This window comes from Bacillus sp. FJAT-42315, assembly GCF_002797375.1.
Taxonomy (GTDB): Bacteria; Bacillota; Bacilli; order Bacillales; family Domibacillaceae; genus Bacillus_CE.
In genome coordinates, this window is sequence record NZ_KZ454941.1 from 112,758 (window position 1) to 135,033 (window position 22,276).

Genomic DNA, 22,276 nt, shown 5'->3' on the forward strand with positions numbered 1-22,276 from the left:
AGTGGAGTGAACAGGATGTTGCATTTTAGTGTGCTAGCGAGTGGAAGCACAGGAAATGCGTTTTACGTAGAGGCAGATGGACATTCCTTTTTAGTAGACGCGGGTTTAAGCGGCAAACAAATGGAATCTTTATTCTCCTCTATTGACCGGGATATTAAAAATTTATCAGGGATATTAGTTACCCATGAACATAGTGATCACATTAAAGGAATCGGAGTATTAGCGAGAAAATATCAGCTACCGATCTACGCGAATGAAAAAACGTGGCAAGCAATGGACGGGCTTATCGGCAAAGTGGATACGGAGCAAAAGTTCATTTTTGAAATGGAAACAGTCAAAAGCTTTAACGGCTTAAGCATTGAATCCTTCGGCGTTTCTCACGATGCCGCCGAGCCGATGTTTTATGTGTTTCATTATCAAGGAAAAAAAATTGTGTTGATCACAGACACAGGCTACGTCAGCGATCGGATGAAAGGCATTATTAAAGATGCGGATGCCTACGTATTTGAAAGCAATCACGATGTCCAAATGCTGCGAATGGGTCGCTATCCATGGAGTATTAAACGCCGGATATTAGGCGATTTCGGCCACGTCTCTAACGAGGATGCGGCACTGGCGATGTGTGATGTCATCGGTGACCGAACGAAACGTATTTACCTTGCTCACTTAAGTCAAGACAATAACATGAAGGATTTGGCGAAAATGAGTGTGACGCAAACACTCGAAATGAAAGATATGCCGGTCGGTGAGCAATTTGAATTGCTCGATACCGATCCAAAAACGCCAACGATTTTAACTGAATTATAAGCAGAGAGACCGCTTTTCATCATTGAAGGCGGTCTCTTTTCCTCGCCTTGCATATTAATTGAATTTTTGATGGGAAGCGTTATAATTTTTTTAAATGGGGAAAATAATCACAACATCAATAGTAAAGGGTGAGATATTTGGGTTATTACGATGATCAAGGAAGAACAGGAAGAAATCAAAACGGCCCTAAAAAAAGTGGTTACTTTCTAGCCAGCTTGGCCGGCTTGATTGTAGGTGCCTTACTAGTTACCTTCGCTTTTTCAAACATGAGCGATACTTTTGGGCTAAATGAAAACAATCAACAAACGACACAACCATCAGCGAAAACGAAAAATGTTTCATTGGATGTCACGACGGATGTGACAAAAGCGGTGGATGAAGTGAAGAACGCCGTTGTCGGGATCACGAACATTCAATCTGGGAACTTTTGGGAAGGCGGAACAGCTCAACCCGCAGGAACAGGCTCTGGCGTTATCTATAAAAAAGCGGGAGGCAAAGCTTTCATTGTGACAAATAATCACGTTGTGGAAGGGGCCGAAAAGTTAGAAGTGTCTCTAGCTGACGGAACTAAAGTACCTGCAACACTTAGCGGAAGTGACATTTGGACTGATTTGGCCGTCATCGAAATCGACGGCAAACAAGTGAAAGACGTAGCTGAATTTGGCGATTCCGATGCCTTAAAAATTGGTGAACCTGTCATGGCGATTGGAAACCCACTTGGTCTAGAGTTTTCTGGTTCAGTGACACAAGGAATTGTCTCCGGACTAGAACGCGCGATTCCGGTCGATATTAACGGAGATGGCATGATCGACTGGCAAGCAGAGGTGCTACAAACCGATGCAGCGATCAACCCAGGAAATAGTGGTGGCGCACTCGTCAATATTTCTGGTCAAGTTGTCGGCATCAACTCGATGAAAATTGCTCAGCAAGCAGTTGAAGGTATCGGATTATCGATCCCAATCAATTACGCAATGCCAATCATTGATAGCTTAGAGAAATACGGAAAAGTGAAACGTCCATCAATGGGTGTGCAACTGCGAAACGTCAACGAAATTCCAGCTTATCATCAACAACAAACATTAAAATTGCCTGAAGGTGTCACAGATGGTGCAATGATTGAACAAGTTCAGCCAAACACACCAGCATCGAAAGCAGGCTTGCAAGAGCTAGACGTAATTGTGAAACTAGATAACGAAGAAATCAATGATATTTTAGAACTTCGCAAATATATGTATACGAATAAACAAGTGGGCGATAAGATGGAAGTAACCTTCTATCGAAATGGTGAAGAGAAAACCATTACCGTTGTACTGACGACAGAAGGAATCATGTAAATAAGAGCACGCAGAATCGCGAAAAGCTGTTCTGCGTTTCTTTTCGAAAACAAAAAGGAGCTGAACACCATGATTTATTGCTGCAAAGAACATGCTGAACTCGCATTAGACGTCATTGTCGATGAATACGAAACATCACCAACAATCGAAAAACTAGACGACGACAAAAAGCTGTCCACAACTTGTGAATATTGTCAAAACAACGCGGAATATGTAGTAGCAAACTAATATTCGCCCCACTATATGTGGATAGTTATTGTGGATATGTGGATAACATCGTGTGAATTAGTTGTTAACATTGTGAATAATTAAAAAAATCCGATTTCCAGTGGGGATCGGATTTTTTTAATTGAGAGGATCATGTCCCATAAAAAACAGCCTTCCTCATCTTTCGAGGAAGGCGTAAGTTCACTTTATCTCACTGTCACTTCAATTGGCTCTGCGACTAAGTTCCATTCTTTTCCGAGCATTGTGAAAGTGTGCTGTACGAATACATTCGTTTTCCCTGGTGTCAATGCTTTAATGGTGTTACCTTCGATGGCAACAATTTGCTGGTTGTCAGCGACAAATAAACTTGTTTCAATATTTTCTTTTTTCTCGGTGCGATAGTTAACGAAAGCTTTTGCTTGAATCGTTGCCGTCGCTCCCACCTTTAAATTGCGTTTCTTAATCGGTGTCTCTAGACGAACGGGTGCGGCGCTGAGCCATTGCGTATAATCGGTAATCGGACCGATCATGCCGTTCATTAGTTGCTCTTCTAAAGCTTGCTCATTGCGGAACGTCCAATGCAGATTCGTCATGCCGCGCTGACGCATATACGTAATAAATTCTGGAGATAAGCTGCCATAGCTTGAGTTTAACGTCGCGTTCATAGTAGACGCGTAATTTAACATTTTGCGAGCATCTTTCACGCGACCTTCTGTTGTTCCTGGAACAGCCGCTGAATATAAAAAGCCCGTGCCGATCGCTGGTTGTAGCTCATGTGATTTTTTCACGCTATCTAGACTGAAACTTTGAATCAGTACTTGGTCAGCCATTCCTTCCTCTTCAATTTCTTGAAGCACTTGTTCCTCTATACCGCCTGCCTTTAATTCAACTAAAAGAACGACATCTTTCCCTTTAAACGCTTGTAAATACTCACGGAAGGAAGGTACTTTTTCTCCTGCGAACTCCGGACTAAATTTCACACCGGCATCAAGCTGACGAATTTCTTCAAAAGTCATTTCTGCTACTTTTCCTTTGCCATTCGTCGTGCGATCGACTGTGTAATCATGCATAATCACTAAATGACCATCTTTTGTACGGTGAAGATCTGTTTCAATTAAGTCTGCGCCTAGCTCGTACGCTTTTTCGTAACCAGCCATCGTATTTTCAGGAGCGAGAGAAGGAATACCACGATGAGCAGCAACAATTGGGCGTTGAACGAGCGTATTTTCAGGATATTGGCTAAACGCTGTTAAAACAGGTGCCGTATCTTGAGCGATAATCCCATCGACACCTGTATGAATAAGGGCGTGAGCATCTGCCTCTTGAGCACCACCAATCCCCCATACAGAAACCGTTCGGCTGTGCAATGTATGCACAAGATCTGCCGTCAGTAATTTTTGTGGAATGATCGCTACTTTCGCATCGTTTTCGTGAATTTGTTGGATCAAATGATTGATATCATGCTTGTTCATCGACTGTTGATCGTAAACGATGGCTCCCCTAGCCGTCGGGATCTCTGCTTTCACCTGCTTCACAATTGCTGGATTAGCTGAAGCGATCTGCACGTCTTGAATCGCTCGCTCTTTTAGTAAAGCAACTAGTGGCTCAACTGTTCTCTCATCCTCCAATTGAATGACAGGGATCATTTTCCCTTGCATGTTCTCAAGCATCGTTTGAAGCGGCGTGCCGTTCACCATTAACTGCTGATCAGTGTTCAGTACCATTGAAGAAATGCCTGTACCAGCAAGTGAATCAACCGCTTGTGGCGTGGCATTAGAGGATAAAATCGTCGGCGCGTTCAAAATATTTGTTTCCGCTTCTTTCGGTAAAAAGGCACCAGACTGTGATAGCGGCGGTAATTCTGCCTCCTGAGAAGACACTCTTATATTGTCAAATTGCACCGTTGTGCCAGCTGCTTGAAAGCCGATATCACCATTCATAAGTGCTGAAGCAGCATCCGTATCAATCACAAGCTGATCGTTGATGTATTGCTGTACACGATTGCCTTTAGCGATAATTTTCAAGCGATAGGTTTGATTAAACGCAAATGGCTCCGAGTAAAACGTTTTGTCATGGACTTCCCATTGATTGCGATCGTTACGCAAAGCAAACTCAACACCATTTAATGCGGTTGTTCCACGACGAATTGCCATTTGATAATAGGGATAGTCTTCGGATTGGATACGGTACATGACAGAAGCCCAACGTGTGTCTTCAACAGCAGATAAAAACGTCATATCCGCTTCAATAACATAATCACCTGTTTCTTCAGCGAGCGGTACAACTACGCGTGCTGGTTGAGAGGTAGAGGGGGACGTTAACGTCAATTTGCCGTTCTGTACAGAAGCTTGTCCTTGAACAACTTTCCAACCTGCCGGAAGTGATGATAAGGCATCAAAGTTCTCTTCTAACATAGTACTTAGTGCAGCTTCCGGGAAAATAGGGGCAGAACTAAATACCATCCCTGCGGCTAACATGAATGGCAGAGTTTTCGTTTTAATCTTTTTCATGTATTCATTCCTCCTCAAAGTGTGAGTTCTTCTTCTTTATTTTTTCAAGGGAATGTAAAGAGGATATTAACCACATTTTAATTTTAAGAGGAGGAAGCGAATTAACTTCTTTTTACCCACAGACATCAGGCAGATCGTTGCGGAAAAAAGAAAGCAGATGGAAAAAATAGAAGCCAGTTGTAACAGTATGTTATGATAATCTAAAATAACTAACAGTGGATAAATAAAGAAAAAACAGATAACTTCTGTTGATATGTGGATAACTTCTGTGGATATCCTGTTTGTAAATTGTTTGTAAAGAGAGGGAAACCTGTGAATATCTCAATTATTACAGTTGGAAAATTAAAAGAAAAATATTTAAAGCAAGGAATCGACGAATACACGAAGCGCCTTTCTGCCTACGCCAAAATCGAAATCATCGAAGTCGCCGACGAAAAAGCTCCAGAAGAACTAAGCCCAACCGAAATGGAACAAGTCAAAAACAAAGAAGGCGAACGCATCCTCGCCAAAATCAGCCCAGACGCCCACGTCATCGCCCTCGCCATCGAAGGCAAAATGAAAACATCCGAAGAACTAGCCAAACAACTCGATCAACTTGCAACCTACGGCAAGAGTAAAATTGCTTTTGTAATTGGTGGATCGCTAGGATTAGGAAAGGATGTTATGCAGCGGGCGAATGATACACTGTCGTTTTCTAAGATGACGTTTCCTCATCAGTTAATGCGATTAATCTTGGTGGAGCAGGTTTATCGGAGTTTTCGGATTAATAGGGGGGAACCTTATCATAAGTAACGGTAAACTTTTTACTTAGTATTTAGAGATTAAAGATTTATAATACAAATATGGATAAGAGATAAATATAGTTTTTACCTCTTATCTTACAAATAAAGTTATTATAACGCCTAAAAGAATCAGACAGAGAAATACGAATATCAGGAGAAATAATCTATTTTATGCAATTCCTGTAATAGAAGATCTTTTGAAAAATTACCTAGTGAATCATGGTATGAATTATTTAACCCGAAAGTAAAACCTAATAATATTCTATCAATAGGCATAATATCTGCATTATCACATAGTCTTTTGGCACTTTCTGAAAAATAGTATGATGTAATGAAATACGAATAAATAGGAGTAAAAGCTTTTATATCTAAATTTTTATATGGATTCTCTAAAAGAGCAAAATTTTGATTTTTTAATAAATATAACGAACCAGCAAGTTCTCTTATTTCCTTTGAAGTTACTTTATCATTTTTGTAGTGTTTTGCTTGACCAATTAAATATAAACGATTAATACTCATATTTTTGACAAAAAGCCTGGTTAATACTTCCTTTTCTATTACACCTACAAAATCTATACCTTGATCATGAGATCTTCTAGTAACATTTGGCTTTCCAGTAGTACCTAAAAATTCAATATATAGAGCACAAAGTTTTTCAAAATCAAAGGCTTCTAGTTCCTTTATTGTTTGTATGGCTTCTTTAACATTGTTCAATACTTTTGTATTAAATTTTATATTAAATGAATCAATATCAACATCAAAGATATTTAACTTGAAAATATTTTCAATATCCTTTTCATATTTTGTTAATTCTTCAACGAAGTCTTTTGCAAAATCAAAATCGTATCCATTGTCTTCAATGAAATTTATTAAATTATTATAATCTTGATATTCATCGAATAATGTTTCTAGTAAGATTTTAAATTTTTCTTCTTTTTGTAGTTCATTCATTTTTATCCCCAATATCTAAAATCTTTTTAAAAGCTTCGATTGATTTGACAATTTCTTTTAATTCCTTTCTTGTGTCCTTATCCATATTGAGAAGGGCGTTGAAAGGGATTCTATCCAAACTTTTCTTTATAGATTTGATATTACTTTTGAAACCTTGTTCAGTGAAATAAGAACTTTGTTCTAATGCCTCGCTAATACTATTTTTCTCCTCCATAGTATCTAATGCTTCTTCATCTTTAATAAATTTATTAACTTCTCTTATATCATCCCTTTTTTGTATTATAGGGGCTGATCTATCTTCAGTTGGAGAAAGCCAACTGAAAAATCTTTTTAAGTTCTTTTTATTTTTAAAACTATTTACTGATTCATCCCATTCAAGCCAATCTCTAAAATTTGGTTTACTCATTAACTCATAAAAAACACCAGCCATACTGGATCTGAAAAACTCTCCGTACTCTTCATCTTCTTTAAATATTTCCATAGCAATAAATGAATTAATTCTTCTTTTAACTTCTTGTTTTTTCATACCAAGTCTATTGGAAATTTCAGTAATGTCCATTCTAAAGTTTTTACTTAGGTTCATTATGAGCTCTGATTGTTCATAATCTCCCCATTCTTTTACACCACTTACATGACGTAGTCCCATTAACAATAGGTATGCTTCTTCATCTAGGTCATAGAATACAACCTCTAAATTTTGGAATATTTCTGATGATAGATTTCCTATATCGAATCCTCTATCAAAATCGTCTTTTAAAGCTTTAAGTGCTGCAACCCTTCTATTACCTTCTATTACAACAAACTTATCATTTTCTTTTTCATAGTCTCTAATAAGTATGTTATCAATTCTTAAGTACCCATTTGTTTTGAAACTATCAATTAAATCTTTAATATCCTCTCTATTATCACCTTCCAACATATCTCTGACTCTTTTTTGTACAAGGGGATTGGAAATGCTGATCTCCTTTACAGGGGTATATCTTTTATGACTATGTATTCTATAGTTATTTGGATCTAAAAGTAATTGGTCAATTGAAACTTTAATTGATTGCATAAAAATTTCCCTCCTTCTATGCTTACACTTTCATTATAACCAAAATATTTATAATTTAGTGCATGAAAATTTTTATATAAGTTGTTTATTATTTTTTGTAATGATACAAATTTTACGTAATTTTACATTCATATGATATAAAGGAGAAGTGGTGTCAATACCGACGTAAAATTCCCCAAAAATGCCGGAATAAAAATCCTCACTTTTCTGATTCTATTGCTGGAGGAGTTGGGAAGATCCCAGTTTTGTCGCCGTCAAGATGAAATGGTTCTTACGCAATTTTGGTGAAGTCTTTAACTGATTTTTTTTCGGGTATAGAAAAAGAAAAGGGTGAATTTTTATGATGATACCTTGGCTAACTCCTGAAAAACAGTTACAAGCTCACTTGCTTCTAAAGAAAGAAAAAGAGACGATTCTCCTCCTTCAAATGACGACGAACCATGCGTATTGTCCATCATGCGGAACGAAAAGCCTACGCTTGCATAGTCGGTATATGCGTTTTTTCTATGATTTACCTTTCGGTTCCCAACACACAGCTATTCATTTTGTTTCACGCAAATGGTTCTGTGATGAAAACGATTATACGCAGCGTATTTTTACAGAGCGTTTTTCTTGGCTGAAGTCTTATGCTAGACGGACAGAGCGGCTTCAACAACTTCTCAGAAGGCTCGCTTTTTCCATGAGCTGTCTACAAGCGGAAAAACTCGCTAGCTCTTTTCTGCCTAAGATGAGCCATGATACATTTCTGCGACTGATTCGAGCTACCCCGACTCATGTCTCTATTCCTTCTACGGTGGGTATCGACGACTTTTCGTTTCGAAAAGGTCATGCCTATGGCACATTGACCTCACACATCAGCCTCTTGCGATTTTGTCTGATCGTACAGGTGAAACGGTGACAAAGTGGCTCAAACAACATTCACAAATTCGAGTGGTCAGTCGAGATGGTTCGACTACGTACCGAGAAGCTATTGAAAAGGCAAACCCAAAGATTAAACAGGTAAGCGACCGTTGGCATTTGATGAAAAATGCACGAGAGGGTTTAGAAAAGTGGTTGGAGCGATATATTCCATCGACCATTGAATGGCATGCAGGCATCAAAAATCAGAAGAATAGTGAACCATCTCCTCAACCAGTTGATGGATAAAAAATGTAAATTATATGAAGTAATTATAGCTTATGATGAACAACATTTTACGACCAATCAAATTATTCAAAAGCTACATTCACAAGGATATAAGGGAAGGGGCTCAGCAGTGATTCATTTTCTAGAACCTTACAGAGCAAATAAAAAGCAACGGTCCCCAACAAAAATAAAACAATGTGTCACAAGAAAGCAAATAACTAACTATCTGTGGGTTGGTTCTGATGCATTGATTGAAGAAAAGAGAGCCATTTTGAAACACTGTCAAACAAATTTTCCTTGTTTAGTCCAAGCAGAAGACATCATTCAACAATATCGAACCTTCTTTAAAAGGCGTGACCTTTCGGCGTTCCTTGATTGGATGACCGCTCAATTGTCCAATAAGCATTCACCGCTCCCATTCCCACAGCAAAGGGATTCGTAAAGACTTAAGCGCTGTAAAGAATGCGTTGACTATGTCATTTCACAACAGCCTATTAGAAGGACACATCAATCGACTTAAACTTCTTAAACGTATGATGTATGGACGGGCGAACCCTGATTTACTGGAAAAGCATGTGCTGTATTAGCCCTAATGATATATCGAAATAACAACGGAAAGTAACTATACATATACTCGTGTTTGTTCACCAAAATTGCGTAAGAACCAATTTTACGCCGTTATTGACAAAATAAAAGAAACGAGGTTTTCAATATGATTAATTATAAAAGAGCTCGGAAAAAAATAAACAACTATGAGGATGTAGCTGAGGTAATTAAATTTGCTAAGCTACATTATAGAAAATTTAATAGGGAGGAAAAAGCTCAAATTTTTAATCAAGTTATACAAGATAGACAAGTGAAAGTAGAAGAATTTGATTTTTCTTTAAGATTAGCTGTAGAGCTAAGTTCTATATTTATTGTTTATAAGACTAATGTTATGAGGATTTTTGTTAAGTGTCAATTTGATTTAGATAAGGAGAAAGAGATATTTATACTTATAATAAAAAAAATATTTGAACTGGATAGCTCAAAGCAAGTATTTAATAATAAACTTGGAAGAAATTATTTAGGGAGATATTTGAATTATAAATATGACTATCCTTCTATTCATGTCTATGAGTACTTTAAGTTGTTTCAGTATTTTGAAGAATTAAGTGATGAGATATATGGATTATCAATAAAGGAAAATTTTTATACTTTTTTAATCTTCCTAGCTTCAACAGAAAATCTATATATTAAAATTAGAACTGAAGAAATTAGAAATCACAAAAATTTTGCTAATTTATTTATAGATGGTAATGATATAAATGAAAAAATGTTTATTGAAGATAATTTAAGAACCAATTTTAAAGGGAAATTAGGAATAAAATTTTCTGATGGTTTGTATGTACCACGAACACATCATATATTCGAAAATATTTTAAGGGGAATTTTGGAAAATAAGAAATCTAAGGATATAAAAGGTGATATTTTAGAGACATATTCAAAAGATATCATTGAGACTTATTTTCAAGATATATATCATACGTCATATGATAATAAAGGTAATGAACAAGATTTAATTATAAAATTTAAAGATACGATTTTATTTATTGAGTGTAAGTCTCAAAATTTCAAAAGTATTTTTATAAATGGAGAAGATGCGCAATCAATAATTGAAAAACATTTTGAAGAAGTTATTGTAAAGGCCTGTAAGCAATGCCAAAGAGGCAAAGAGTATTTGCTAAATAATAATAGTGTTATTTATTATAATTCCAATAATAAGAGAGAAAGAAAAGAAGTAGTTAAGATTAATAAAACCAAAGATAAAAAAATCTATAAAATTGTAGTTGTACTAGACGAATACTTAGATTTGGCAGAATTATCTAATGGATATTTAGATGAGGAGTATAAAGATACCTGGGTAGTTAATATTTTTGCATTACAAAAAATATTATGGACTGCAAATAGAATTAGTGGAATAAATACCTTTTTTGAGTATTTAAAATATAGAACGCAAAATTATTTATCTATAGAATCGTTACATTCAGATGAACTAGCGCAATTTGGTTATTGGATATCCACAAATTATGATTTTTATCCTCAATTGGGTTTAAATATTGATATAATATTAGGGAAGAGATTTACTAATATATTTGATAACTATGACGTTCATTTTTTTAAGGAATTAAAAAAAGAGTTGTTATAAATGTGTAAGTGTTTGTAGTAAATATAATTTTATAAATAGGTTAATGTAGAGAAAACCGCACTTACACTAGTTACAGAGAACTGTATCCTAAGTAAATGAGCTTTTTAAAAGAACTACCTAGAACATTGAATAGACAGCGTTCTAGGTGGTTTATTTTATATACCGTAATGAATCATATACTTAAATGCAATTATTTAGTTCAGAAGAGTAGTCGCTATATAGATTAATATCATCAATAATGCCAAACTCATGTACTAAAGGCTTCTATCATTTCTCCAATTGCAAAATCATCTTTGTAAAATCCTTAAAATCATCAATATGCTTTTCTAAAATTGCCTCTAAAATATCAAGTTTTAATGCTTGGTAATCGTGTACAGCAATATTTCGGAATCCGACCATATTCATCAACGTCTTTGCTAAATTGGCTTCGATTAATCCAGCCTCTTGTAATAGTTTAAATGCTTCACGACTTGCTTTTGGCACACCCAGATTGCGTTCGCTGACGATATGCATGGCTAAATCGATACTTGCCTCACAAGCTACGTTGAATATTTAAAATGATGCTGTCCTGTTTTGTGAAGTCGGTTAAGTTTGCAGGGTTACCCTCGTATACTTCGTGAATCCGTTGAACGCAGCGTTCAATTGTCGTTGCTTTATTCAAAATGACATCATTCATTGCCGAATACACTTCCTCTTTCTTTAATTGCCTTAATAATGGGGGCTCGCTGCTCACTTAATGTCGCATACATACTATAAGCACGCATTTTTTGGCGTGTAAATTCGTTTTCATCTTGAATATAAATTGGTTTACCTTGTTCAAAGATTTGCATTGTAAATACGGTATCGATTTGTTTAATATCGACTAAATCGACTTCTCGATTTGCAATTTCTGCAAGCTCGGAAGCGAGTATAAAACGTTCATAAGATGATAGCCGCGTGTCACTGAAATAAGCAAGGTCAATATCACTTTCATCATGTGTCATACCTTTAGCAAATGAACCAAATAGTATGATGAAAGCTGGATTTGTCTCTTGAATGATTTTATCCAATAATTTTTTTTGCGTTTCGTCTGTTAGCATGCTTATCACCATCCTTTACTACATTATAAAGCTTATACAAAAATACCGTACTTATTCAAAACTCGTGAAACAAAATTTTTCGGGGAGTGACAGACATGACGTTATCTTATCAAATATTCAACACAGTTTCTTCCTCTATCTTTAGCATGGTATAAAGCTTTATCACATCTTGCTATCAAAGTATTTAATGTATCACCTTGAACATAACAAGTGACTCCAAAGCTACTTGTTTTTCGTTCTACTATTGGGAAACTATGATTTTCTAATTGTTTACGAAGTTTCTTTGAAAGCTGTAAAGCATCTTCTAGTGTGGTTTGTGGACAAATAACTAAAAATTCCTCGCCTCCCCATCTTCCAATCGTATCCATATCCCTAATATTATCTTTTAATAGTTTCGCTGCTTCTATTAACACAATATCTCCTACTTGATGACCAAATTGATCGTTTACTTCCTTAAAATGATCGACATCCAACAATATGACGGAAAATGGTATCAACTCATTTTGAGCACGTTTCAATTCAGTTTCCAATACATAATCTAATCGGACACGATTAGGTATTTGAGTTAGTCTATCCGTATTCGCTAAACGTTCAAGCTCTAGTGTGGCCTTTTCTAATTGCTGCGTTCGTTCTTTTACTTTGTACTCAAGGGTTTCGTTTAACTCTTGTTGCATATCTTGATGTTCTTTTTTAATAATATTGATTTTATCCCCTAACGCTAATGACAAGAATATGGCTTCAAAAATGGCAGCGGTCGCAGGAACATCTTCATATATTCGTGGATGAAATGGAATAATACCTATAAATCCTAACCCTTGAATAATTATGGAACCAAGTAAAACTGTCCATCCGACCATATAAAACCGAGCGATTTTATACCCTCTTAGCAATAAGCGTAATCCTGAAATCCAAAGAAACAAAAGGACGAGCATCGTAAATGCTATTGTGAAATCATTAACAATGTATACGTCAGGAATGATAAACACTGCTACAAAGGAGAAGATGGTTATCCATAATGACACCGTTAACACTCGATTATGTAGGGGTAAATATTTTTTTAGCTCAAGAAATTCTCTTCCAAATAAAATCATACATAAAAGTAACAAATTGCAGCTTAACACTAAAGATCTTGTGAAAAACCATTCAGGTAATAAGTGCCCCATTAATTCAATATCAAAAGTATTCATAGTTGCTTGAAAGACCATAAAGCTCCACATATAAAAAACATAGTATAAATAAGATCTTTCTTTTAATGAAAAAAACAAAAATAGATTATAAATGGATAATGCAGTCAAAAATCCGTAAAAAGCACCTGTCAAAAATTTATACGAGATAATTTTTTCGATAAACCCATCTGTTGTATAGAGAGAAGAAATCACTGTTAGTGGAAGTGCTCCCTCTAATTTAATGTAAATTTCTTGTATAGATGGATCATTTATTGTAAACAGAATAGAGCGAAATTTAATTTTTCGACTATCCAAATTTGAGAATCCACCTTTTTGTATATCATATGTACCGTCTTCTTTGAGCAAAAATACCTCAATATTTTCTAGTTTATCTATTAGTTCTAGCCAGTAGGATTCTTCCTTATTCTTTATTATTTCATCAGTATCTAACCTAAGCCAAATCGTATCATCCGTATGCCAAAAGTTCAAATACTCTTGAGTACTCGCAACAAAGGACTTGTCATATTCACCGGATAAGATATCATCAATTTCGACATCATTGGAAGGATCACGAAAAACATCATAATGTGGTCCTAATACAATAGGTTTTGAAAGCTCGGCTGCATGACCTACTAAAGGTACAAGTAGATGTATCACTAATGTAAAAACGATCGCAATAAAAAAATAAAATAACGTCACGTTTCTTACTATTCTATTTTTCATCTTAATTGTTTTCGTCCACCCTCCATGTTTGTAGTCCAATATTTTAGACTTAGTATAAAGATAACATAAAATTGACAGAGTGCTAAAAACAATTATAAAAAGTTGGTTGGTTACTTTTTGAACACACTATTTTTATATGAACCTAACAAAGTAAACGTCACAGTTGAGCTCTAACTGGGTAGTGTTTTATCCATCTGTTAAATTAGTCTTATCACATTCTATTTATTTTTTAATATTTTTCCAACAAGCAAAAAATCACGCGTGTTGATTATCAATAATATTCCATCATTCCGTTACGTTTAATATTAAAGGCGATTCATATCGCATGGAGGAGAAGAAAAAAGCTGGGATCTTCCCAACTCCTTCAGCAATAGAATCGGAAAAGTGAGGATTTTTATTCCGGCATTTTTGGGGAATTTTACGCCGGTATTGACATAGATCAATTTTCTACATTAAAGATTACTCCATAAGTGATACTCTGTAGATAAGAGGTTTTAGTCATAGGGGTCATTGAACAATGGACTGGAGATAAGTATCCTCTTTTTGAAATGTGTGATTGGAAGGGGAAAGATATTCCATCAAAAGAACGAATAAATCAGCTAGAATTAAAGAAATGGACTTGGGAAAACGGAAAGCAGGAGTTGAAAAGACTAGCTATCTTCCCAGCAGGTAAAAGGGATGATCCGACTACAAGAATGAGAATAGTAGCAGAGGGTGTCCATCTTATATTAGATCTGGAAGAGCCGTATACTTTATTAACTTGGAAAGAATTTGATGATGTTTTGGATGAATTTTATCATTATAAATAATGAACAAAGAAAAGTCGCTGTATCAATGTTAGCATAACAAACATGCAAGCTCATGAAACATAGGGCTGTTTAACGTCTGTGGAGTTCAGATGTTAAATAGCCCTTATGATTTTTTTATCCAGTTTTACTCTTTTAATCGCAGTGTTGCACTTACAGGGTTATGATCGCTATGTTCGAATTTCAAATCATGACCTTGAACATTCACGATTTCTACGTTAGGGGAAACGATAAATCCGTCGATAATGGTGACAAAGTTTTCTCCCTCTACATATTTCTTCACGTCGTCGCGAACGGTCCATACAGTTGGATCGACAGCCCATTGGAATCCGCCTTCATTGAAATTCTTTGGCAGCTGCACTAACCACTCGGGCCAGTTCTTTTTAAATTCTGGGTCCTTTAATTGTACATCGGATAAAAGTTGGTTCCAATCTCCGCCAAGAACGACATAATCACCATTTTTATAATGCTCATTCATATAAGACTTCAAAAACTCGACTTGCTGGCCTCTAATTTTTCCGCCTTTATCGTAAGCAGATAAATGAATGTTGACTAATCTTAAAAATTTGCCGTTTTCTACAGGGATTTTAAGCTCAACGATACAGCGGTCTAAGTCAAATAATCGCTTTGGCCAAGGTTCTTTGCCTGGTAGCTGAAATCTCGTTGCTTCCTCTACTTTATAAGTGGAAAAAGAGCTTAAACCAGCTTCCACAGATCCCATTGGCTGTTGAATCGGGACGGGTACCCATTGAGAATTGTAATTGAATGCAAATGCCGATGCATATCCTTTTAAGCCCTTTTCCATATAATCTCGTTGATTAATATGATAAGAGCGTAGAGCCTTTGTATCTACTTCTTGAAGCAACAGAAAATCTGATTTCTCTGTCTGCATGAATTGAAGCATATGCTTTAAATTTTCTTCCGTTTGCTCTTTGCTGCTGGAACGCGAGCCTTTGCCTCCGTCCATAAAGAAATCTTGATCTTTATCTAAGCCAGCGTAGCCAATATTGAAGGTTGTTGTTTTAAACGGTTCTCCCACCTGTAATACTTTTTCTGTATTGGCTGTTATTTGCACTTTTTCAACGTTTTCATGCTTTTTATTTGTAATAGTCATATAGGCTAAAAATCCACCTAATCCTCCTAGAACAATTCCTGTTAAAATAAGGAATGCTTTTAGTAACTTTTTCATTTTTGAGAACTCCCATGATGTTTTTGTTAAATATAGTGTATGTTTCATAGTATATGATACAAAGTTTGCATTCAAGCTAAGTTTTTGTATACCTAAAAATCGTACGTATCTAAAGCTATTAATGAGATTGGAAGAAATTCCTTGATGTCTTATATAAATTTAGAATATTTAATTTGAAAAAAGGATATAATCATTTTATAATTTAAAAAATGCCTGTTTTTTAAAAATAGAGAGGTGATTTTATGAACTATCAAAAGTTATCTAAGCTTTATTATAAATTGGATGCTATTTCTTATAATAATGAGTTGATTAAAAGGAAAAGTAGTTACGGTAGCTATTTAACATCATTAATGATTCGTGGTTTCCGAAAAGGGCACCTTACAAATGATTCATTTGAATTATTTTATGTAAATACCCAGGATTTAATGAACTTAAATAACGAAGTGCTATTAAATAGTTCTAAAATCTCTTCACTCATTAGTGAACTTCCTGATTTTGTAGTACAACCTTATTTCAATAAGTTAATTATTAATGAGGCACAAAGTAATAATGAAATTGAGGGAATTCGTAGTACAAAAAAAGAATTAAAGGAAGCTCTTAATGAATTAGAACGGTCCGAACCTAGAAATAAGCGCTTTATAGGTTTGATGAAAATGTATCGTTACATAGATCAAATCGAGCCATTTGAAAATGTTCAAGATTTCAGAGTCCTATATGATAAATTAGTAGCAGATGAAATTAAAACAGAAGATATTCCAGACGGTGAAATGTTTAGAAAAGGATATGTTGAAGTAAATGATGGTAATGTTACTACTCATATTGGCGTAACATCTGAAAAGAAAATCATTGAAGCATTAGGAGCATTAGTGAATTACTTACAAAATGAATCTCATCCTCAATTGTATCGCTACATGGTTGCTCATTATTATTATGAGTATATACATCCATTCTATGATGGGAATGGTCGAACAGGGCGTTTGATTGTAGGGAGTTATTTATCGAGGTACTTAGAGAAATATTCAGCTATAACTTTTTCTTATGCAGTGAATAAAAATAAACCCAAGTATTATAAGTCATTAGAAGAAATACCATCACCTTTGAATCAAGGAGATATGACTTTCTACTTAATTAACATGCTAGAATTGCTTTCGACTGGACAAAAAGGAATTGTTGAAGATCTTGAACTCAATTTAATGAAGCTTGAACGAATTAAAGATTATTTTAAAATGGATAAATGGAAAAACTATAAAAATGAACGTGAATTATTATATTTAATAATTAGTATAAATGTATTTGTAGATGATCATGTGATTTTATCTGTACAAGAATTGATGGATTTGTCGCATAAATCTAGACATATGGTTAATAAAGTAATGGACTATTTAATTCAAGAGGGATATGTCGAGATAGTAAGTAAAAAACCAAAAGCATATAAAATTTGTGATGAGTGTTTAGAAGGTATATTACCTTCTTAAACCTCACTTAGAGCTATCGTCATGAACAACTAAATCATTCCTTTGCTTTGAAACATAAAGAAGCCACTGCAGATCACTAGATCACACAGTGGCTTCTTTCTCTTACTTATTAATTTCGAATTAAATAATCAAACGCTCCTAAAGCGGCAGTTGCTCCAGATCCCATAGAGATAATGATTTGTTTGTATGCACTATCTGTACAGTCACCGGCAGCGAATACGCCAGGGATGTTTGTTGCGCCGCGTTTGTCGATGATGAGTTCACCCATGCGCGTACGTTCCATGTCATCACCTAACCAGTCTGTGTTAGGAACAAGACCGATTTGAACGAAGACACCTTCTAGTTCAACGTGGTGAACTTCTTCTGTTTCACGGTCGATGTAAGAAATGCCGTTTACTTTGTCAGTACCGGTAATTTCTTTCGTTTGAACGTTCTTTAGAACTGTTACGTTCGGTAGGCTGTAAAGGCGCTCTTGTAATACTGTGTCGGCTTTTAATTCCGGCATGAATTCAAGAACGGTTACATGCTTAACGATACCTGCAAGGTCGATCGCCGCTTCGATACCGGAGTTACCGCCGCCAATGACAGCTACGTGTTTTCCTTCGAATAACGGACCATCACAGTGTGGGCAGTAAGCGACACCTTTGTTTTTGAACTCTTGTTCGCCAGGTACGCCGACGTTACGCCAACGAGCACCTGTTGAAAGGATAACGGCTTTACTTTTTAGTACGGCACCGTTTTCTAGTTCGATTTCGATTAGGTCTTTCTTTTCTAAGCGTTTGGCACGCTGTAAGTTCATGATATCTACGTCATATTCTTTGACGTGTTCTTCAAGGCTTGCGGCAAGCTTTGGACCTTCTGTGTATTTCACACTAATGAAGTTTTCAATACCCATCGTGTCCATAATTTGACCGCCAAAGCGTTCAGCGACAATGCCTGTACGAATGCCTTTACGTGCTGCGTATACAGCGGCACTTGCACCGGCTGGTCCGCCACCAACAACGAGTACATCAAATGGCTCTTTGTCAGCGAATGCTGATGCATCTGGACCTTCGCCCATCTTCGCTAGAATTTCTTCAAGCGTCATACGGCCGCTACTGAAAGCTTCACCATTTAAGTAAACGGATGGTACAGCTAAGATGTCTTTGCTTTCGACTTCTTCTTTAAATGCCGCACCGTCAATCATTGTATGGGTAATGCCAGGGTTGAGAACGGTCATTAAGTTGAGTGCTTGTACAACGTCAGGACAGTTGTGACAGCTCAAGCTAATGTAAGATTCGAAATGATAGTTGCCTTCGATCTTTTTCACTTGATCAATGACACTTTGTTCAACTTTTGGCGCTCTACCACTTACTTGTAGCAAAGCCAATACTAATGATGTGAATTCATGTCCAAGAGGGATACCAGCGAAAGTGACACCAGTATCTTCTCCGATACGGTTTACACTAAAGCTCGGTGTTCTCTCTAAAGTTGTTTTTTCAACTTTGATGTTGGGGGACATGGCGGCTAATTCATCTACTAGAGCCACCATGTCGCGAGAAACGTCATCCGTTCCTGCGCTGACTTTGAGTAGTACATCCCCCTCCATCAGTTGAAGATATTGTTCTAACTGTGCTTTAATATCTGCTTCTAGTATCATCGATTTCTACTCCTTAAATTTTACCTACAAGATCAAGGCTTGGTTTAAGTGTTGCGCCGCCTTCTTGCCATTTAGCAGGGCAAACTTCACCTGGATTGTTGCGAACGTATTGTGCTGCTTTAATTTTGCCAACAAGTGTGCTTGCATCACGACCGATGCCACCTGCGTTAATTTCAACAGCTTGTACGATACCATCTGGATCGATGATGAAAGTACCGCGATCAGCAAGACCTGATTCTTCGTCTAGTACATCGAAGTTGCGAGAGATTTTTTGTGATGGGTCACCAATCATAATGTATTCGATTTTGCCGATGGCTTCTGAATGATCATGCCATGCTTTATGTGTGAAATGAGTGTCTGTTGAAACAGAGTATACTTCAACGCCAAGTTCTTTTAGAGTTGCATATTGGTTTTGAAGATCTTCAAGCTCTGTAGGACAAACGAATGTGAAATCTGCTGGGTAGAAGCAAACTACGCTCCATTTTCCTTTAAAGTTTTCTTCTGTTACATCGATAAATTGACCTTTTTGAAAAGCTGATGCTTTGAATGGTTGTACTTCTTTTCCGATTAGAGACATAATGAATGTTCCTCCTAATGAGTTTTTAATTTTTATTAGTTATTAATAATAATTCTAATTACAAATTTATTATTATATATCCTGCATTGTTTGTCAAGGAAAAACAAGCGATTTTATCTTGAATTTAATAGTTGTTGCGAATTCAAGCTTGTTGCTGTCGTTAGGAAAGGGTGACAAATGGGTTTGAAGGGTAAAACATTAATTTTCAATTACAATTGTAATTTCTCAATCAATCATCATTTAGGATCGTTTATGCAAGTGATGTTTTCGGCGATCACTCCTTTCAATAAAAGAGCATATTCTTCACCAAACATCTCCGCCATTGAACAGTTCCTACTATACTTAAGACCATACATTCAGTGTATAATAAATTGGCAGAAGTATACATTAAAAAAGGATTATATGATGTTTGGATAATATGCTGATCATGGCTATCATGATTAGAGTAAACAAAAAAGGAGCATTTATGACAAATAATAAAGAAATAGGATGGAACTTTGATAATAGCTATGCCCAGTTGCCGAAATCATTTTTTTCTCGTACGAATCCAGACTCGGTACGTGCACCGAAATTGGTCATTTTCAATGAGCCGCTAGCTACTTCACTTGGACTAGATGTTCAGGTATTGCAAAGTGAAGAGGGTGTAGCAGTGTTTGCCGGGAATGAGATTCCTGAAGGAGCGTCGCCGCTTGCTCAAGCGTATGCAGGACATCAGTTTGGGCATTTTACGATGTTAGGGGATGGCCGAGCAGTGTTATTAGGTGAGCAGATCACGCCTCAGGATGAGAGAGTGGATATTCAGCTGAAGGGGCCTGGTCGAACACCCTATTCTCGTGGGGGTGACGGTCGAGCGGCACTTGGGCCGATGCTGCGGGAATATATTATTAGTGAAGCGATGCATGCGCTTGGCGTTCCAACGACTCGCAGTTTAGCTGTAGTGGCAACGGGGGAGCCGGTATTCCGTGAAACTGAATTGCCTGGTGCGGTGTTAACTCGTGTAGCGGCTAGTCATTTGCGTGTCGGCACGTTTCAATACGTAGCGAACTGGGGTACGGTGGAACAGCTTCAGACGTTAGTTGATTATACATTAAAGCGCCATTTTCCTGAGGTGGAAGAGCAGGAGGATAACGCTCTTGCCCTACTTCAAGAAGTGATTAAGCGTCAAGCAGAGCTGGTTGCTAAATGGCAACTCGTTGGCTTTGTTCATGGGGTGATGAACACAGATAATATGACGATTAGTGGCGAAACGATTGACTATGGACCTTGTGCTTTTATCGATATGTATGATTTGGCGACGGTGTTTAGTTCCATTGATAGGCAAGGGCGCTATGCGTATGGCAATCAACCGAGTATGGCTGGATGGAACCTAACGCGATTTGCTGAAGCGTTATTGCCACTGCTACACGAAGACCAAGAGCAGGCGATTGAACTAGCGGAAGAAAAGCTGTCCGATTTTCCGAAGTTGTTTCATACTCATTGGCTTGCCGGCATGAGAGCAAAATTAGGGCTATTTAATGAAGAAACAGAAGATAAGGCTCTGATTGACAACCTCCTCAAGATGATGCAGGAGCATCGAGCGGACTATACGAATACATTCCGTGCATTCACTTTAAATCAGCTAGAAGATACAGTCTTATTTGGAACTGCGGAATTTACTGAGTGGTATCAGCAATGGCAGGAGAGACTAGGCAGACAGCAAGAATCGAAAGCCGCTTCCAATGAATTGATGCGTAGTAGCAATCCTGCTATTATTCCACGCAACCACCGAGTGGAAGAAGCACTTGAAGCAGCGGTGGCGCAAGGGGATTATAGTGTGATGGAGCGGCTTGTAGCTGTTCTTTCTAATCCGTATGCGTATTCTTCGGAGCAAGCTGAATATTGTACATTGCCAGCTCCATCTGGGAAGCCTTATCGGACGTTTTGTGGTACTTGATCTATAAGAGAGAGTGACGACTCTTTTCACTTTGCTGAGTGAAGAGTCGTTTTTTTATTGCAGTCAAGTTGTCGGGATTATATGCCTGTATAGTCGCGCTATATAGGCATATAATTCTTTTTTCATTCTACACCTTCTCTGTTCTTCTTGTTCTCCAATAAAAATAAATACCGATGAATAAAGTAAGCATGATCAAAGGAACGAGATAAACACTGTAGTGAGTCATATACAATTCAACTTTATGCCAACTTGGTCCTAATTCACGACCTAACGTGATAAAAGTAAATCCCCATAAAAAGGCACCTGAGTAGGCAAGCAAGGCGAATGTTTTATATGGTAGTTCGTTAATTCCTGCTAAATAAGCGCAAAAATGACGCACACCCGGAATGAAATAGCCAATAAACAACAAATAAGGACCAAACTGATCGAATAGCTTCTTCGTTGTATCCATCCTTTTTTCTGTCAAATGTAATTTTGGACCAAACTTGCGTATAAAAGGTAGTCCTAATTTAATTCCTAATAGATAACTAATAGATATCCCTAAGCTGGCTCCTATAAAGGCACTAATTAAGGCTAAAACATAGGACATTTTCCCTTGAAACACTTGGTATCCAATGTATGTGAGTAAAACTTCATCAGGTATAGGTAGCCCAATAATTCCCAAGATTAAAGCAAAGATTAATCCGAAATATCCATAATGCTCTAATAAATGACTCCAATGTTGTTCCATT

The 22,276-nt window shown here is 36.8% G+C and carries 20 protein-coding genes and 1 pseudogene; 11 read left to right on the forward strand and 10 right to left on the reverse strand.

The genetic code is table 11. From position 1 onward, the window contains the following. Nucleotides 1–15 precede the first annotated feature (15 nt). The 3 genes from CEF22_RS00605 (at nucleotide 16) to CEF22_RS00615 (ending at nucleotide 2,369) form a co-directional block, all read left to right on the forward strand. Nucleotides 16–807, forward strand: coding sequence for an MBL fold metallo-hydrolase (locus tag CEF22_RS00605; RefSeq protein ID WP_100401305.1), 792 nt, complete (start codon nucleotides 16–18; stop codon nucleotides 805–807). 137 nt (nucleotides 808–944) lie between these two features. Continuing rightward, nucleotides 945–2,141 (forward strand): S1C family serine protease, encoded by a 1,197-nt coding sequence (locus tag CEF22_RS00610; protein WP_232726032.1) that lies wholly within the window; start codon nucleotides 945–947, stop codon nucleotides 2,139–2,141. A 69-nt stretch (nucleotides 2,142–2,210) separates the two neighbouring features. Then, the gene (locus tag CEF22_RS00615; protein ID WP_094834694.1) at nucleotides 2,211–2,369 is read left to right on the forward strand and encodes a CxxH/CxxC protein; all 159 of its coding nucleotides are present in this window, start codon (nucleotides 2,211–2,213) and stop codon (nucleotides 2,367–2,369) included. Between the two features lie 185 nt (nucleotides 2,370–2,554). Here CEF22_RS00615 and CEF22_RS00620 read toward each other — a convergent pair whose 3' ends face one another. After that, the gene (locus CEF22_RS00620) at nucleotides 2,555–4,858 is read right to left on the reverse strand and encodes a glycerophosphodiester phosphodiesterase family protein (RefSeq protein WP_100401306.1); all 2,304 of its coding nucleotides are present in this window, start codon (nucleotides 4,856–4,858) and stop codon (nucleotides 2,555–2,557) included. Between the two features lie 312 nt (nucleotides 4,859–5,170). Between CEF22_RS00620 and rlmH the strand changes: the two genes are divergently transcribed. Then, nucleotides 5,171–5,650: a 23S rRNA (pseudouridine(1915)-N(3))-methyltransferase RlmH gene (gene rlmH / locus CEF22_RS00625; protein WP_100401307.1), complete on the forward strand. Its 480-nt coding sequence runs from the start codon at nucleotides 5,171–5,173 to the stop codon at nucleotides 5,648–5,650. 140 nt (nucleotides 5,651–5,790) lie between these two features. Here rlmH and CEF22_RS00630 read toward each other — a convergent pair whose 3' ends face one another. After that, nucleotides 5,791–6,591 carry a restriction endonuclease gene (locus tag CEF22_RS00630; protein ID WP_100401308.1) on the reverse strand — a complete coding sequence of 267 codons (801 nt, stop codon included), beginning with the start codon at nucleotides 6,589–6,591 and terminating at the stop codon, nucleotides 5,791–5,793. Further along, nucleotides 6,584–7,645: a ParB N-terminal domain-containing protein gene (locus tag CEF22_RS00635; RefSeq protein ID WP_100401309.1), complete on the reverse strand. Its 1,062-nt coding sequence runs from the start codon at nucleotides 7,643–7,645 to the stop codon at nucleotides 6,584–6,586. The genes CEF22_RS00630 and CEF22_RS00635 overlap by 8 nt, the downstream gene beginning before the upstream one ends. 340 nt (nucleotides 7,646–7,985) lie before the next feature. Here CEF22_RS00635 and CEF22_RS00640 point away from each other — a divergent pair, with 340 nt between their 5' ends. The 4 genes from CEF22_RS00640 to CEF22_RS00655 all read left to right on the forward strand — a co-directional run bounded on the left by CEF22_RS00640 (nucleotide 7,986) and on the right by CEF22_RS00655 (nucleotide 10,958). Next, nucleotides 7,986–8,543 (forward strand): transposase family protein, encoded by a 558-nt coding sequence (locus CEF22_RS00640; RefSeq protein ID WP_100401310.1) that lies wholly within the window; start codon nucleotides 7,986–7,988, stop codon nucleotides 8,541–8,543. After that, complete coding sequence (locus CEF22_RS00645; protein WP_232726033.1) at nucleotides 8,540–8,791, forward strand: transposase; 252 nt, start codon at nucleotides 8,540–8,542, stop codon at nucleotides 8,789–8,791. Before CEF22_RS00640 ends, CEF22_RS00645 begins: the two co-directional genes overlap by 4 nt. A gap of 109 nt (nucleotides 8,792–8,900) precedes the next feature. Next, nucleotides 8,901–9,212 (forward strand): hypothetical protein, encoded by a 312-nt coding sequence (locus CEF22_RS00650; RefSeq protein ID WP_157843121.1) that lies wholly within the window; start codon nucleotides 8,901–8,903, stop codon nucleotides 9,210–9,212. A gap of 270 nt (nucleotides 9,213–9,482) precedes the next feature. Further along, the gene (locus CEF22_RS00655) at nucleotides 9,483–10,958 is read left to right on the forward strand and encodes a hypothetical protein (protein ID WP_100401313.1); all 1,476 of its coding nucleotides are present in this window, start codon (nucleotides 9,483–9,485) and stop codon (nucleotides 10,956–10,958) included. A 267-nt stretch (nucleotides 10,959–11,225) separates the two neighbouring features. Here CEF22_RS00655 and hepT read toward each other — a convergent pair. The 3 genes and pseudogenes from hepT to CEF22_RS00670 all read right to left on the reverse strand — a co-directional run bounded on the left by hepT (nucleotide 11,226) and on the right by CEF22_RS00670 (nucleotide 13,926). Further along, a pseudogene (gene hepT, locus CEF22_RS00660) lies at nucleotides 11,226–11,634 on the reverse strand (type VII toxin-antitoxin system HepT family RNase toxin). Beyond that, on the reverse strand, nucleotides 11,627–12,037 hold the full coding sequence (gene mntA, locus CEF22_RS00665) for a type VII toxin-antitoxin system MntA family adenylyltransferase antitoxin (RefSeq protein ID WP_100401314.1): 411 nt from the start codon (nucleotides 12,035–12,037) through the stop codon (nucleotides 11,627–11,629). The pseudogene hepT and the gene mntA overlap by 8 nt, the downstream one beginning before the upstream one ends. Before the next feature lie 101 nt (nucleotides 12,038–12,138). Then, a complete protein-coding gene (locus tag CEF22_RS00670; RefSeq protein ID WP_100401315.1) occupies nucleotides 12,139–13,926 on the reverse strand; it encodes a sensor domain-containing diguanylate cyclase in 1,788 nt (595 codons plus the stop codon). 548 nt (nucleotides 13,927–14,474) lie between these two features. Here CEF22_RS00670 and CEF22_RS00675 point away from each other — a divergent pair. Beyond that, nucleotides 14,475–14,735 (forward strand): hypothetical protein, encoded by a 261-nt coding sequence (locus CEF22_RS00675; RefSeq protein WP_100401316.1) that lies wholly within the window; start codon nucleotides 14,475–14,477, stop codon nucleotides 14,733–14,735. Between the two features lie 124 nt (nucleotides 14,736–14,859). Here the strand turns inward: CEF22_RS00675 and CEF22_RS00680 are convergent, their stop codons facing one another. After that, on the reverse strand, nucleotides 14,860–15,921 hold the full coding sequence (locus CEF22_RS00680) for an endonuclease/exonuclease/phosphatase family protein (protein ID WP_100401317.1): 1,062 nt from the start codon (nucleotides 15,919–15,921) through the stop codon (nucleotides 14,860–14,862). 242 nt (nucleotides 15,922–16,163) lie between these two features. Between CEF22_RS00680 and CEF22_RS00685 the strand changes: the two genes are divergently transcribed. Continuing rightward, complete coding sequence (locus CEF22_RS00685; protein WP_100401318.1) at nucleotides 16,164–17,396, forward strand: Fic family protein; 1,233 nt, start codon at nucleotides 16,164–16,166, stop codon at nucleotides 17,394–17,396. Between the two features lie 109 nt (nucleotides 17,397–17,505). Here the strand turns inward: CEF22_RS00685 and ahpF are convergent, their stop codons facing one another. Both ahpF and ahpC read right to left on the reverse strand, forming a co-directional pair. Next, nucleotides 17,506–19,035, reverse strand: coding sequence for an alkyl hydroperoxide reductase subunit F (gene ahpF, locus CEF22_RS00690; protein ID WP_100401319.1), 1,530 nt, complete (start codon nucleotides 19,033–19,035; stop codon nucleotides 17,506–17,508). Nucleotides 19,036–19,048: 13 nt separating this feature from the next. Next, on the reverse strand, nucleotides 19,049–19,612 hold the full coding sequence (gene ahpC / locus CEF22_RS00695) for an alkyl hydroperoxide reductase subunit C (protein ID WP_100401320.1): 564 nt from the start codon (nucleotides 19,610–19,612) through the stop codon (nucleotides 19,049–19,051). 466 nt (nucleotides 19,613–20,078) lie between these two features. Here ahpC and CEF22_RS00705 point away from each other — a divergent pair, with 466 nt between their 5' ends. Further along, on the forward strand, nucleotides 20,079–21,545 hold the full coding sequence (locus CEF22_RS00705) for a protein adenylyltransferase SelO (protein ID WP_100403863.1): 1,467 nt from the start codon (nucleotides 20,079–20,081) through the stop codon (nucleotides 21,543–21,545). A 127-nt stretch (nucleotides 21,546–21,672) separates the two neighbouring features. On the opposite strand, the gene CEF22_RS00710 is transcribed toward CEF22_RS00705, so the two are convergent. Then, a complete protein-coding gene (locus CEF22_RS00710; RefSeq protein ID WP_100401322.1) occupies nucleotides 21,673–22,275 on the reverse strand; it encodes a DedA family protein in 603 nt (200 codons plus the stop codon). Nucleotide 22,276: the final 1 nt, after the last annotated feature.

Excerpts from the sequence above, each read along its gene's own strand:
- CEF22_RS00605 (WP_100401305.1), top strand. The coding sequence starts at position 16 with ATGTTGCATTTTAGTGTGCTAGCGAGTGGAAGCACAGGAAATGCGTTT.
- CEF22_RS00615 (WP_094834694.1), top strand. The coding sequence starts at position 2,211 with ATGATTTATTGCTGCAAAGAACATGCTGAACTCGCATTAGACGTCATT.
- CEF22_RS00620 (WP_100401306.1), bottom strand. The coding sequence starts at position 4,858 with ATGAAAAAGATTAAAACGAAAACTCTGCCATTCATGTTAGCCGCAGGG.
- CEF22_RS00630 (WP_100401308.1), bottom strand. The coding sequence starts at position 6,591 with ATGAATGAACTACAAAAAGAAGAAAAATTTAAAATCTTACTAGAAACA.
- CEF22_RS00635 (WP_100401309.1), bottom strand. The coding sequence starts at position 7,645 with ATGCAATCAATTAAAGTTTCAATTGACCAATTACTTTTAGATCCAAAT.
- CEF22_RS00640 (WP_100401310.1), top strand. The coding sequence starts at position 7,986 with ATGATGATACCTTGGCTAACTCCTGAAAAACAGTTACAAGCTCACTTG.
- CEF22_RS00655 (WP_100401313.1), top strand. The coding sequence starts at position 9,483 with ATGATTAATTATAAAAGAGCTCGGAAAAAAATAAACAACTATGAGGAT.
- mntA (WP_100401314.1), bottom strand. The coding sequence starts at position 12,037 with ATGCTAACAGACGAAACGCAAAAAAAATTATTGGATAAAATCATTCAA.
- CEF22_RS00670 (WP_100401315.1), bottom strand. The coding sequence starts at position 13,926 with ATGAAAAATAGAATAGTAAGAAACGTGACGTTATTTTATTTTTTTATT.
- CEF22_RS00675 (WP_100401316.1), top strand. The coding sequence starts at position 14,475 with ATGTGTGATTGGAAGGGGAAAGATATTCCATCAAAAGAACGAATAAAT.
- CEF22_RS00680 (WP_100401317.1), bottom strand. The coding sequence starts at position 15,921 with ATGAAAAAGTTACTAAAAGCATTCCTTATTTTAACAGGAATTGTTCTA.
- CEF22_RS00685 (WP_100401318.1), top strand. The coding sequence starts at position 16,164 with ATGAACTATCAAAAGTTATCTAAGCTTTATTATAAATTGGATGCTATT.
- ahpF (WP_100401319.1), bottom strand. The coding sequence starts at position 19,035 with ATGATACTAGAAGCAGATATTAAAGCACAGTTAGAACAATATCTTCAA.
- ahpC (WP_100401320.1), bottom strand. The coding sequence starts at position 19,612 with ATGTCTCTAATCGGAAAAGAAGTACAACCATTCAAAGCATCAGCTTTT.
- CEF22_RS00705 (WP_100403863.1), top strand. The coding sequence starts at position 20,079 with ATGACAAATAATAAAGAAATAGGATGGAACTTTGATAATAGCTATGCC.
- CEF22_RS00710 (WP_100401322.1), bottom strand. The coding sequence starts at position 22,275 with ATGGAACAACATTGGAGTCATTTATTAGAGCATTATGGATATTTCGGA.